12 protein-coding genes are annotated in these 12,325 nt (G+C 61.2%); 3 read left to right on the forward strand and 9 right to left on the reverse strand.

Annotated features, from left to right (window positions below; genetic code table 11):
* Positions 1-7: 7 nt before the first annotated feature.
* The 9 genes from HF675_RS17515 to HF675_RS17555 form a co-directional block, all read right to left on the reverse strand.
* Positions 8-1,015, reverse strand: coding sequence for a DUF979 domain-containing protein (locus HF675_RS17515; protein WP_187043506.1), 1,008 nt, complete (start codon positions 1,013-1,015; stop codon positions 8-10).
* Positions 1,012-1,743, reverse strand: a complete 732-nt coding sequence (locus HF675_RS17520) for a DUF969 domain-containing protein (RefSeq protein WP_105230149.1) — start codon at positions 1,741-1,743, stop codon at positions 1,012-1,014. Before HF675_RS17520 ends, HF675_RS17515 begins: the two co-directional genes overlap by 4 nt.
* 77 nt (positions 1,744-1,820) lie before the next feature.
* Positions 1,821-2,558, reverse strand: a complete 738-nt coding sequence (gene pxpA, locus HF675_RS17525; RefSeq protein ID WP_187043507.1) for a 5-oxoprolinase subunit PxpA — start codon at positions 2,556-2,558, stop codon at positions 1,821-1,823.
* Positions 2,548-3,480: a 5-oxoprolinase subunit PxpC gene (pxpC, locus tag HF675_RS17530; RefSeq protein ID WP_187043508.1), complete on the reverse strand. Its 933-nt coding sequence runs from the start codon at positions 3,478-3,480 to the stop codon at positions 2,548-2,550. The genes pxpA and pxpC overlap by 11 nt, the downstream gene beginning before the upstream one ends.
* On the reverse strand, positions 3,474-4,130 hold the full coding sequence (gene pxpB / locus HF675_RS17535) for a 5-oxoprolinase subunit PxpB (RefSeq protein WP_187044765.1): 657 nt from the start codon (positions 4,128-4,130) through the stop codon (positions 3,474-3,476). Before pxpB ends, pxpC begins: the two co-directional genes overlap by 7 nt.
* Positions 4,131-4,391: 261 nt before the next feature.
* A complete protein-coding gene (locus HF675_RS17540) occupies positions 4,392-5,135 on the reverse strand; it encodes a type 2 GTP cyclohydrolase I (RefSeq protein WP_105233228.1) in 744 nt (247 codons plus the stop codon).
* 66 nt (positions 5,136-5,201) lie between these two features.
* Positions 5,202-6,182 (reverse strand): MBL fold metallo-hydrolase, encoded by a 981-nt coding sequence (locus HF675_RS17545; protein WP_105230145.1) that lies wholly within the window; start codon positions 6,180-6,182, stop codon positions 5,202-5,204.
* Positions 6,183-6,205: 23 nt separating this feature from the next.
* Entirely contained in the window at positions 6,206-7,639 is a 1,434-nt protein-coding gene (phrB, locus tag HF675_RS17550; RefSeq protein WP_187043509.1) for a deoxyribodipyrimidine photo-lyase, read from the reverse strand.
* Positions 7,640-7,828: 189 nt separating this feature from the next.
* Positions 7,829-8,035, reverse strand: coding sequence for a YbfA family protein (locus HF675_RS17555; RefSeq protein WP_054305327.1), 207 nt, complete (start codon positions 8,033-8,035; stop codon positions 7,829-7,831).
* A 401-nt stretch (positions 8,036-8,436) separates the two neighbouring features.
* On the opposite strand from HF675_RS17555, the gene HF675_RS17560 reads away from it, so the two are divergent.
* The 3 genes from HF675_RS17560 to kdpB are packed head-to-tail and all read left to right on the forward strand — an operon-like array spanning position 8,437 to position 12,307.
* On the forward strand, positions 8,437-8,526 hold the full coding sequence (locus tag HF675_RS17560; protein ID WP_105230143.1) for a K(+)-transporting ATPase subunit F: 90 nt from the start codon (positions 8,437-8,439) through the stop codon (positions 8,524-8,526).
* Positions 8,526-10,214, forward strand: a complete 1,689-nt coding sequence (kdpA, locus tag HF675_RS17565; RefSeq protein WP_187043510.1) for a potassium-transporting ATPase subunit KdpA — start codon at positions 8,526-8,528, stop codon at positions 10,212-10,214. Before HF675_RS17560 ends, kdpA begins: the two co-directional genes overlap by 1 nt.
* Before the next feature lie 23 nt (positions 10,215-10,237).
* Entirely contained in the window at positions 10,238-12,307 is a 2,070-nt protein-coding gene (gene kdpB / locus HF675_RS17570) for a potassium-transporting ATPase subunit KdpB (RefSeq protein WP_187043511.1), read from the forward strand.
* Positions 12,308-12,325: the final 18 nt, after the last annotated feature.

The following is a 12,325-nucleotide window of genomic DNA, read 5'->3' on the forward strand; positions in this document are numbered from 1 at the left end:
CGTTCTCCTACAGGAACATCAGGAAATAGAGCAGAAATACGTTCACCGTCAGCAACAGGACGCCGGTCGGCACCTGCACCTTAATCACCGCATTTCTGTCCGGCAGCTCCAGCAGCGCCGCCGGTACGATATTAAAGTTGGCCGCCATCGGTGTCATCAGCGTGCCACAGTAGCCGGAAAACATCCCGATGGCCGCCATCACCGCCGGATTGCCGCCGTGCTGCAGCACCAGAATCGGAATGCCGACGCCGGCGGTGATAATCGGGAACGCCGCGAACGCGTTGCCCATCACCATGGTCAGCAGCGCCATACCGACCGCGTAAACCGCCACGGCGATAAAACGGTTATCCACCGCCAGGTATTCCTGCGTCAGGTGCGCCACCGCCGTACCTACCCCGGCGCTGGTAAACAGCAGCCCCAGCATGGCGAGGATCTGCGGCAAAATAAACGCACAGCCGATGGAATCCAGCAGCCGGCGCGCTTCCTGCAGCGGCTGCGCCACGCGTTCATGGGTCATTTTCACCGCAATAACGCCGCCGAGGATCACCCCCGCCGCCATCGAGAACAGCGTAATCAGTGTTGAGTGGTTGCCGGGACCAAACACCGCGCTTTGCAGCGCCGGAATATTGTTGAACAGCAGCACCCCGATCACCGTCACTACCGGGATCGCCAGCGCCGGTACAAACAGCCGGTTGCCGAGGCGTTTGGCGCTCTCTTCGCGCTGCTGCTGCGTGCGCTGATGGTAACTGCCCAGACGCACCCCGCCGAGGCCGGCAATCAGCGCCATCAGCACCACCAGCGCGCCGATGACGATATGCAGCAGTCGCCGGGCTTCTTCGCCGGCGCCGAACAAATCATAGGTCCAGTCGCCGACCATAAACACCAGGCCATACAGTCCCCAGAATAAGCCGGTGGTAAAACGACGCGGGTTGGCGCGGTCGCGCAGCGACATCACGGCGACAATCAGCAGGATAATCCCGGCCAGCCAGTAGAGATATTGCAGTTGGAAGTTCATTGCGCCTCTCCTTTGGCCTGCAGCGCCGCCTGATTAAGCTGCGCCAATTCGGCACTGAGCCGCTTGTCCATGCGATACAGACGGAAGGCATGGATCAGGAAGGCGAAAATCGCCGTCGGTATGCCCCACAGCGCGATATGCAGCGGTTCGGTCTGAATGCCGCCGGACTCCAGCATAAAGTTATGCATAAAAATAATCGCGCCGAAGGCGACGAAAATATCCTCGCCGAAAAACAGCCCGACATTATCGGTCGCCGCCGACATGGCGCGCAGGCGGTAGCGCACGCGCTCCGGCAGTTCACCATAGCGGTTTTCCGTCGCCCCTTCGGCCATCGGTGCCAGCAGCGGACGCACCATCTGCGGGTGGCCTCCCAGGCTGGTCAGCCCCATCGCCGCGGTAATTTCACGCACAAACAGGTAGACGATCAGCAGTCGGCCGGCGGTGGCGCTTTTGATCCTGGCGATCCAGGCCTGCGCCCGCTCTTTCAGCCCGTGGCGCTCCAGCGTGCCGATCACCGCCAGCGGCAACAGCAGGATCAGCGACAGGTTACGGGTGTTGAGAAACCCTTCGCCCATCCTTTCCAGTATTTCCGTCAGCGGCATCATCGCCGCCAGCCCGGTAGCCAGGCCGGCAACGATCACCACCAGCACCGGATTAAAACGCAGAATAAAACCGACCACGATCACGGCAATGCCGATCAGCGGCCAGTAATTAACAACCTGATCCATTGTGTATTCCCTCTTGCCCAGCACTCCGCCCGCAGCCAAAAGGCTGCGGGCTGTTGTGTTGTGTTAGTTTTTTATTGTTATTCTGCGCTGACGCTGATGCCCTGTTCGGCAAAGCTGGCGCGCAGTTTGCGGGCATACTCCAGCGCATGCTCGCCGTCGCCGTGCAGACAGACGGTTTCCGCCTGCACCGCGGCCCATTTGCCGTCAATGCTGCGCACCCGATGATGGCGCACCATTTCCAGCGTTTGTTGCAGCGCCTGCTGTTCGTCTTCAATCAGCGCCCCGCTTTGCCCGCGCGGCACCAGCGTGCCGTCGGCCAGATAGCCGCGATCGGCAAACACTTCCTGCCGGGTCGTCAGCCCCAGGCGCTCCCCGGCGCGGATCAGCTCACTGCCCGCCAGCCCTACCAGCCGCAGTGCCGGATCGACATCCTTGACCGCCCGGGCGATCGCGTCCGCCAATGCCGGCTCCACCGCCGCCTGGTTGTACAGCATGCCGTGCGGCTTCACATGCACCATCGCCCCGCCTTCCGTCCGGGCGATCGCGGCCAGCGCCCCCAGCTGATACACCACCTGCGCATAGACGGTTTCCGCCGGCAGTTGCATACGCGTGCGGCCAAAGTTTTCCCGGTCGGGAAAGCTGGGATGCGCGCCAATCGCCACGCCATACTGCAACGCCCAGCGCACCGACTGGCGCATGGTCTGCGCGTCGCCGGCGTGGAAACCGCAGGCGATATTGGCCGAGCTGACCAGTTGCAGCAGCGCCTGGTCGTTAACGCAGCCTTCCCCCAGATCGGCATTTAAATCAACGATCATGTAGCCCCCAGGCAATTTGTTGGATAAACAGATCCTGCTCCTTTTTGGCGCGCTGCGCGTCTTCCAGAGAACAGGGAATAAAGTGCACCGGCTCCCCCAGACGGATCTGCGCCAAATGATAGAGATCGGCTTCGATCACACAGGCAATGCGCGGGTAGCCGCCGGTGGTCTGCGCATCCGCCATCAGGACGATCGGCTGGCCGTTATGCGGCACCTGCACCACGCCCGGCTGCAGGCCGTGCGACAGCATTTCCCGCGCGGTGGCGCGCGTTAACTCCGCGCTGCCCTGCAGGCGGTAGCCCATGCGGTTGCTCTGCGGGCTCAGCTGCCACGCCGTACGCCAGAACGCCTCCCGTGCTGCCGCGCTGAACTCCTGATACTCCGGCCCCGGCAGCGCGCGAATGCGGTTATTAAACAGCAGCTGCTTGACGCCGAACGGCTTGCTCGGCAGGTTCTCGCTCTCCCCCAGCGGCAATTGGTCGCCGTCCTGCAGTTTTCGTCCTGCCAGACCGCCAAAACCGGTTCTCAGATCGGTGCTACGCGACCCCAGCACCTCCGGCACCGCAATGCCGCCGGCGATCGCCAGATAGCTGCGCATGCCGTGTCTGGGCTTATGCAGCACCAGCTGCTGGCCCTTTTTCACCGGATAACGCCAGCCGGTCCACAGCGGTTTGCCGTCCAGCAGCGCGTCGCAGCCGGCGCCGGTCAGCGCGATCCAGCCAGGCTGCGTAAATTCAGCGCTGAACTGCCCCAGCGTAATCTCCAGCCCGGCGCTGTCCGCACGGTTGCCCACCAGCAGGTTGGCGATTTTCAGCGCCGGCGCATCCAGCGCCCCGCCCTGGCTGACGCCCAGGCTGCGGAAGCCGTTTCGCCCCAGATCCTGTACCGTGGTATAGATGCCGGCACGCAATACTTTTAACATACGCCCTCCCGCTGCGGCACAAAACGCACGCTGTCTCCCGGACGCAGCAGCGTCGGCGGCGTGTCCTGCGGATTAAACAGCGCCAGCGGCGTACGGCCGATCAGCTGCCAGCCGCCCGGCGCAGCCTGCGGGTAGATGCCCGTCTGGCTGCCGCCGATGCCGACCGAACCGGCGGGCACGCTCAGGCGCGGTTCCGCCCGGCGCGGCGCCGTCAGCTGCTCCGGCATACCGCCGAGATAAGGAAAACCCGGCTGAAAACCGAGGAAATACACCACATACGCCGCTGCGGCGTGGCACTCCACCACCTGCTGCGGCGTCATGCCGGTATGGCGCGCCACCTCATCCAGATCCGGCCCCATCTCCCCGCCGTAAATCACCGGAATATCCACTTCCCGCGCCTGCGGCACCAGCGTTTCACTGCTCTCCCAACCCTGCCGCAGCAACTCCAGCAGCGCGGCGATATCCGCCTGTGGCGTCTGTAGCAACAGCGTCAGGTTATTCATACCCGGCACCACTTCCTGTACATGTGGGTGATGGGCAAATTTTTCTGCCAACGCCCAGATCCGCTGCTGACTGGGCAGCGTCACCGGCGGTGCCAATTCAAGCACGATCGCCCTTTCACCCAATAGGTAATATTGTGCTCGTTGCACCATTACTCTCCTTATTATTGTTTGCAAAACGTATCAGTTATGCGCGAGCGCAGGCCGGCTGTCAACACAACAACCCCTGTAAAAATAAGGATATATAGCTGTCATACATCAAATTGCAGGTGCGTTGGCGGCGCTCAGTCACCCGAATCACTGACCTGAGTCAGCTCATCGGGTTTCCTTCCCTTGCCGTCTTCCTGCAACTCGAATTATTTAAGGTATAAAAAACGAAAAGGGTTCAGCATGCTGAACCCTGGGGGAAAATCAGGCGGGATTCGGGATATCGATAAAGGTCACATCAAGGCCATGATGTTCGGCCAGCCACTCGCCCAGCGCCTTGACGCCGCCGCGCTCGGTGGCGTGATGCCCGGCAGCGAAAAAGTGAATGCCCATTTCACGCGCGCTATGAATGGTCTGTTCGGAGACTTCACCGCTGATAAAGGCGTCGACGCCAAAACGCGCGGCGCTGTCGATAAAGCCCTGACCGCCGCCGGTGCACCAGGCAACGCGACGGATTTCCGCCGGCGCATTGTCGCCGCAGTGCAGAACCGGACGTCCCAGACGCGCTTCAAGACGCTGCTGCAGCTCTGCGCCGCTGAGCGGCTGTTCAAATTCGCCATGCGGCACCAACGGCTCAACCTCACCGAGCACGCGGATATCCAACAGCTGCGCCAGTTGGGCGTTATTGCCCAGCAGCGGATGCGCATCCAGCGGCAGGTGGTAGCCGTACAGATTGATATCATTGCCCAGCAGCGTCTTCAGCCGGTTACGTTTCATACCGCGCACCACCGGCGCCTCGTTCTTCCAGAAATAGCCGTGATGCACCAAAATGGCGTCGGCCTGGTGTTCCACGGCCGCATCCAGCAATGCCTGGCAGGCGGTCACGCCGGTGACGACGCGCTGTACGTTTTCCCGTCCTTCGACCTGCAGGCCATTTGGCGCATAGTCCTGAAACGCGGCGCTGTTAAGTACATTGTTTATCAAGCTTTCCAGATCGAGGTTATGCATACTCATCTCTCTTCAACATAGTGCGTGGGTCCCAACGCCGGCAGTCCCGGACAATGGGGAGCGACGTTAAAACTGTTGGCGATCGCCCTGCGCCATAAAAATAAATTTAACACCCAGATCGTTGGCCTGCTCCAGCTGTTGCTGAATCATCGCACGCCGGTCTTCGCCCTGCTGCAGGCTCGGTTTAATGTGGCTGATAACGATCGGCAGTCCCGCCAGCGAACCGTCGCCACCGCTGTATTTTTGCAGATTTTTCAGCTCCTTCAGCAGCCAGGCCGGGGTGAGATGGCCATAGAGTTTGCTGTCTGACACCTCATTGGGGTAAGAGGTTTCAATAATCATGCCCTTCAGCTTTTTACTGGCGACCAGCGGCCCCAGCGCCCGCCAGACGCTGTCCAGCTGGCGCGACTGTTCCAGCGCGTCCGGCCCGGTATCGCCAAAGTAGGCGAAAGCGCCCGTGCGATCGGCAAGCAGCACCATCGAAGAGTGATAACCCGCATGGCTGAGCGGATACATCACCCCGCTCAGCCCGGTGGTGCCGAAGGTGAAGCGCTGCTGTTCACGCACCGGCTGCAGCCGGTAGGTGCCAAGGCGCTGGCCGTTGCCGGAGTCGCTGAAGTTCGGCCAGCTCTTCCAGTTGAAATAGTGGTTGCGCAGCGTCAGTACCGTGTCATTCGAGGCATACACCGTTTTTTTACCATCTTCCGGCGACGCGATAATCAGCCCGGCCAGATGGTCCAGATGCGCATGGCTGATAAAATAGGCGCCAATCAGCCGCCGGAAAATATGGCCCTGCGGCGTATATGGCGCCGCCGCTTCCGGCGTCACCTGCGGAAAACTGCCTTTTTCCAACCCCTTGCCGATGCCGGGCAGCAGCGAGCCGGCGTCCAATGCCACGTACTGCGTCTGACTGTCGCTGCGGATAAGATAAGAGGTCAGGTTGCCGTCGCTGACGCCGCCGTCGACGCCCAGCGCCACCACATCAAACCCGGCCAGCGCCAGCGCCGAATAGCCGCTCAGACAGACGGCCAGTATTTTCTTCAACATAAGCTTGCTCCTTGCGGTGACCGTTAATCCCCTCCGCGTTTCGCCGCCTCAAACGCCGCCAGCGTCGTCAGCCGCGCCTGGCGGTGATCGACAATCGGCGGCGGATACGCCAGCGCAATACCCTGCTTTTCCGCCCAACGGTGGGGATGATGAAGTTCATTGTCCGGTACATCCGCCAGTTCGGGCAACCATTTACGGATAAAAGCGCCTTGCGGATCAAAACGTTCGCCCTGCATCGTCGGATTAAAGATGCGAAAATAAGGCGCCGCGTCGGTACCGGTCGACGCCGCCCACTGCCAGCCGCCGTTATTGGCGGCGAAATCACCATCCAGCAGCTGGCGCATAAAATAGCGCTCGCCGGCTCGCCAGTCGATCAGCAGATCCTTCACCAGAAAACTGGCCACGATCATCCGTAAACGGTTATGCATCCATCCGGTGTTATTCAGTTGCCGCATGGCCGCATCGACAATCGGGTAGCCGGTGCGCCCCTGCTGCCAAGCCTGTAGCGCCCCGGCGTCCGGATTCCAGCGAACGGCGTCCGTCCAGCCGATAAAGGGGCGATGGCGGCACAGGGCCGGATAAGCCACCAGCAGATGGCGGTAAAATTCACGCCAGATTAACTCATTCAGCCAGGTAAACGCGCCACCGTCCGGCTGCTCCAGCAGGTCAGGACAGGTCAGCCGCAGGCGATTGACGCACTGACGCGGCGATAACACGCCTATCGCCAGATACGGTGACAGGCCGCTGGTGGCGTCCAGCGCCGGAAAGTCGCGCTGCTGTCGGTAGTCCTGCACCTGCTCGCGGCAAAAAGTGCGCAGCCGGCGCAAGGCGTGTTCCTCACCCGGCGGGAATGCCGCCGCATCCCATGCGGCATCAGGATCAACAAACGGAACCGGCGCCGCCGGCGGCGCAATCGCACCGCTCGCACGCACCGCTGGCGCCGGCAGGGAGCGTACATCGGCGCTGTACAGACGCTGCAAAAACGCCTTACGAAACGGCGTATAAACCTGATACATCTCACCGTTGCCGGTCTGCACGCTGCCCGGCGGCAGCAACAGCGCGTCATCAAACGCGTGACAGGTCAGCGTATCCGCCAGCGCGGTTTCAACCTGCCGGTCACGCCGCCGCTCATTCAGTTCATACTGCCGGTTGTAAAACAGCGCATCGACGCCGGTGGTGCGGCAATAGTCCGTAAGCCAGCGCACCGAGTCGGCAAAATCATCGCACTGATGCACCACCAGCGGAATACCGCGCTGCGCCAGCTGCGACTGTAGCGGCAGCAGGTTGGCGTAAATAAAAGCCGCCTGCCGCGGCGCCATCTCGTGCTGCCGCCACTGTTGCGGCGTGGCGATAAACAGCGCCACCACCTGCGCCTGCGGATCGCTGCAGGCGGCGTGCAATGCCTTGTTGTCCGTGATGCGCAAATCATTGCGCAGCCAGACCAAATGGGTGGTCATAACCATCCTTCTATCGATGCCATCAATTACGCGCGACGCCGGACGGCACAACAACCGAACGAGCGGTTACCGCTGCGTTAAACAATACTAAAAGTATAGAAGAATTCGGCGGTTAAGACGATGACGCCTGCCGGCTGCGGACATAAAAAAACCCTCGCCAAGGCGAGGGTTGCAGGGGAAAAGCGCGGCTTAGTAAAAATCGCCGGACGCCAGCTCCGCCTGTTGCAGCCAGACCGGCTTATCGCTGGTTTTTGACCAGACGCGGTGCAGATAGCTGTAAAAACGCGCGCGATCGGAGCGGAACAGCATCACCGGCAGAGCCAGCACGCCAGCCAGGATCACTGCGCCGCGGCGCAGGAGAATCCGATGCAATGGATAAGCTTGATAAGTAGACATGCGAACCTCCTTAAAACACGCCGGCTGCATAGCGTCAGGCACAGCGACGACGTAAAAACAGATAAACGGATGATTTGGTAACTGCGCAAAATTTTAGCGCACCTGATGAAAATTTACTACTCATCCGACCACTAAATTACACGAAAAAAGCGCATATTGCTCTTTATACTGAAAGTTTGTTACAGGATGGTTAATTATTAACTAAACATTGGTTACCTTATGGTTATCTGACACAACAATGATGCCTCGCTCTTCTCCTGACCCGCCCTATGCCGCAAAAGCGCCGATTATTCAGACGTTTTTATACTTTTTTTACAGCCTGCAACGCGATTTTTTCATCTTCTTTCTATCCGCCTTCCTACACTGCCGCTATCAAAAATCGTCACCTGTGGAGGTGTCCCGTGAGTATCAGCGTTATCGCCGGCACGCTGTTGGTTCTGCTGCTGTTGGGCTATCTGGTTTACGCCCTGTTCAACGCGGAGGAGTTCTGATGGCTGCGTCAGCCTTTCTGTTTATCGCCAGCTTCCTGCTGGTTCTGCTGCTTCTGTCACGCCCGCTGGGCTATTTTTTGGCACGCCTGATTGAAGGCGAGCCGCTGCCCGTGCTGCGTCACAGCGAACAGTTTATCCGCGGCTGCAGCGGTAGCCGCGGGGAGGAGATGAACTGGCGCCAGTATGCGCTGGCGATTCTGCTCTTCAACCTGCTCGGCATCATCCTGCTGATGACGCTGCTGATGGGGCAAGGCGCGCTGCCGCTCAACCCGCAGGGCTTCCCGGGGATGTCCTGGCATCTGGCGCTGAACACCGCCGTCAGCTTCGTCACCAATACCAACTGGCAGGCCTACAGCGGTGAAAACACCCTGAGCTATCTCAGCCAGATGGCCGGCCTGACGGTACAGAACTTTCTGTCCGCCGCCAGCGGCATCGCCGTCGCGTTTGCGCTGATCCGCGCGTTCAGCCGCCGTTCCAGCGCCACCATCGGCAACGCCTGGCTGGATATCTGGCGTATTACGCTGTACGTGCTGCTGCCGCTTTCGCTGCTCATCGCGCTGTTTTTTGTCAGCCAGGGCGTGCTGCAGAACCTGTCGCCCTATCTGCATCTGACCACGCTGGAAGGCGGTCAGCAGGTATTGCCGATGGGGCCAGTGGCGTCTCAGGAAGCGATCAAAATGCTCGGCACCAACGGCGGCGGTTTCTTTGGCGCCAACTCGGCGCACCCGTTCGAAAACCCCACAGCGCTGAGCAATATGGTGCAGATGCTGGCGATCTTCCTGATCCCCAGCGCGCTGTGCTTCGCCTTCGGCCAGGCCGCCGGTGAAAACCGTCAGGGCCATACGCTGCTATGGGCGATGTCGCTGATTTTCGTCGTCGCGGTGGTGGTGGTGATGTACGCCGAACTGGCAGGCAATCCGCACCTGAGCGCCGCCGGCGCCGACAGCATTATCAATATGGAAGGCAAAGAGTCGCGCTTTGGCATCCTCGCCAGCAGCCTGTTCTCGGTAGTCACCACCGCCGCCTCCTGCGGTGCGGTCAACGCTATGCATGATTCCTTTACCGCGCTGGGCGGCATGGTGCCGATGTGGCTGATGCAAATCGGTGAAGTGGTGTTCGGCGGCGTGGGCTCCGGGCTGTACGGCATGCTGCTGTTCGTCCTGCTGACGGTGTTTATCGCCGGCCTGATGATCGGTCGCACGCCGGAGTACCTGGGGAAAAAGATCGACGTCTATGAGATGAAAATGACCGCGCTGGCGATTCTGGTGACGCCGACGCTGGTGCTGTTGGGCAGCGCACTGGCGCTGGCAACCGCTGCCGGGCGCAGCGGCATTCTCAACCCCGGCGCCCACGGGCTGAGCGAAGTGCTGTACGCCTTCTCCTCTGCGGCCAATAACAACGGCAGCGCCTTCGCCGGGCTGAGCGTCAACACCCCGTTCTATAACCTGCTGCTGGCCTTCGCCATGCTGGTCGGCCGCTTCGGCGTGATTCTGCCGGTGCTGGCGATAGCCGGTTCACTGTGCGCCAAAAAACGTCAGCCGGCGGGGAACGGCACTCTGCCAACCTACGGGCCGCTGTTTGTCGGTTTGCTGATCGGCACCGTGCTGTTGGTCGGCGCCCTGACCTTTATCCCTGCGCTGGCGCTGGGCCCGGTGGCCGAGCATTTACACATTTGGCTGGCCCATTAACGGCTTCTTAGAGAGAAATAGTTATGACTCGCAAACAACGCGCGCTATTTGAACCGGCGCTGGTGCGTAACGCGCTGCTGGACGCCGTGAAAAAGCTGAACCCACGCACCCAATGGCGTAACCCGGTGATGTTCGTGGTATACCTCGGCAGCCTGCTCACCACCCTGATCTGGCTGGGCATGCTGGCCGGCTATAGCAGCGGCGATGCCGCCTTTACCGGCAGCGTGGCGCTGTGGCTGTGGTTTACCGTGCTGTTCGCCAACTTCGCCGAAGCGCTGGCGGAAGGCCGCAGCAAAGCTCAGGCGGAAAGCCTGAAAGGCAGCAAAAAAACCAGCTGGGCCAAGAAACTGGCGCAGCCGCAGCGCGAGGCGGCCCAGGAAAAAGTTGCGGCGCAGAGCCTGCGTAAAGGCGATGTGGTGCTGGTGGAGGCCGGCGACACCATCCCCTGCGACGGCGAAGTGCTGGAAGGCGGCGCATCGGTGGATGAAAGCGCCATCACCGGCGAATCCGCGCCGGTGATCCGCGAATCCGGCGGCGACTTCTCCTCGGTCACCGGCGGCACCCGCGTGCTGTCCGACTGGCTGATCGTCCAGTGCAGCGTCAACCCGGGGGAAACCTTCCTCGACCGGATGATCGCCATGGTCGAAGGCGCCAAACGACGTAAAACGCCGAATGAGGTGGCGCTGACCATTTTGCTGGTAGCGCTGACCATCGTCTTCGTGCTGGCAACCGCTACCCTGCTGCCGTTCTCACACTACAGCGTCACCGCCGCCGGCAGCGGCGCGGTGGTCACCATCACCGTGCTGGTGGCGCTGCTGGTCTGCCTGATCCCCACCACCATCGGCGGTTTGCTGTCGGCGATTGGCGTGGCGGGCATGAGCCGCATGCTCGGCGCCAATGTGATCGCCACCAGCGGCCGGGCGGTGGAGGCCGCCGGCGACGTGGACGTGCTGCTGCTGGACAAAACCGGCACCATCACCCTCGGCAACCGTCAGGCCTCCGAGTTTCTGCCCGCTCCAGGCATCGAAGAGCAACAACTGGCGGACGCCGCGCAGCTGTCATCGCTGGCGGACGAAACGCCGGAAGGCCGCAGCATCGTGGTGCTGGCAAAACAGCGCTTCAACCTGCGCGAACGTGATTTACAGACGCTCAATGCCACCTTTGTGCCCTTCTCGGCGCAGACCCGCATGAGCGGCGTCAATGTACAGCAGCGGGTTATCCGCAAAGGCGCGGTAGACGCCATCCGCCGCCACGTGGAATCCAACAACGGCCATTTCCCGCCGGAGATCGACGCGCTGGTGGAAGGCGTGGCGCACACCGGCGGCACGCCGCTGGTGGTGGCGGAAGACGCGCGGGTGCTGGGCGTGGTGGCTCTGAAGGACATCGTCAAAGGCGGCATCAAAGAACGCTTTACCGAACTGCGTCGCATGGGGATCAAAACGGTGATGATCACCGGCGACAACCGGCTGACCGCCGCCGCCATCGCCGCCGAGGCTGGGGTGGACGATTTCCTGGCCGAAGCAACGCCGGAAGCCAAACTGGCGCTGATCCGCCAGTATCAGGCGGAAGGCCGGCTGGTGGCGATGACCGGCGACGGCACCAACGATGCGCCAGCGCTGGCGCAGGCCGACGTGGCGGTGGCGATGAACTCCGGCACTCAGGCGGCGAAAGAGGCCGGTAATATGGTCGATCTGGACTCCAACCCGACCAAGCTGATTGAGGTGGTGCATATCGGCAAACAGATGCTGATGACGCGCGGCTCTCTGACCACCTTCAGCATCGCCAACGACGTGGCGAAATATTTCGCCATTATTCCGGCCGCCTTTGCCGCCACTTACCCGCAGCTGAACGCGCTGAATATTATGCATCTGCATTCGCCGTCGTCGGCCATTATGTCGGCGGTGATTTTCAACGCGCTGGTGATTGTGTTCCTGATCCCGCTGGCGCTTAAAGGCGTCAGCTACAAAGCCATGAGCGCGGCGGCGCTGCTGCGCCGCAACCTGTGGCTGTACGGGCTGGGCGGCCTGCTGGTGCCGTTCGTCGGCATTAAGCTGATTGACCTGCTGCTGACGCTGCTGCATATCGCCGGTTAACCGTTAAGGAGAAACACC

The organism is Serratia sp. JUb9 (assembly GCF_014298095.1).
GTDB classification, from domain to species: Bacteria; Pseudomonadota; Gammaproteobacteria; order Enterobacterales; family Enterobacteriaceae; genus Serratia_B; species Serratia_B rhizosphaerae.

Bases quoted from the DNA above. Each gene is read 5' to 3' on its own strand.
- pxpC (WP_187043508.1), bottom strand. From the start codon at position 3,480: ATGTTAAAAGTATTGCGTGCCGGCATCTATACCACGGTACAGGATCTG.
- HF675_RS17545 (WP_105230145.1), bottom strand. From the start codon at position 6,182: ATGTTGAAGAAAATACTGGCCGTCTGTCTGAGCGGCTATTCGGCGCTG.
- HF675_RS17520 (WP_105230149.1), bottom strand. From the start codon at position 1,743: ATGGATCAGGTTGTTAATTACTGGCCGCTGATCGGCATTGCCGTGATC.
- kdpB (WP_187043511.1), top strand. From the start codon at position 10,238: ATGACTCGCAAACAACGCGCGCTATTTGAACCGGCGCTGGTGCGTAAC.
- HF675_RS17515 (WP_187043506.1), bottom strand. From the start codon at position 1,015: ATGAACTTCCAACTGCAATATCTCTACTGGCTGGCCGGGATTATCCTG.
- HF675_RS17540 (WP_105233228.1), bottom strand. From the start codon at position 5,135: ATGCATAACCTCGATCTGGAAAGCTTGATAAACAATGTACTTAACAGC.
- pxpA (WP_187043507.1), bottom strand. From the start codon at position 2,558: ATGATCGTTGATTTAAATGCCGATCTGGGGGAAGGCTGCGTTAACGAC.
- phrB (WP_187043509.1), bottom strand. From the start codon at position 7,639: ATGACCACCCATTTGGTCTGGCTGCGCAATGATTTGCGCATCACGGAC.
- HF675_RS17555 (WP_054305327.1), bottom strand. From the start codon at position 8,035: ATGTCTACTTATCAAGCTTATCCATTGCATCGGATTCTCCTGCGCCGC.
- kdpA (WP_187043510.1), top strand. From the start codon at position 8,526: ATGGCTGCGTCAGCCTTTCTGTTTATCGCCAGCTTCCTGCTGGTTCTG.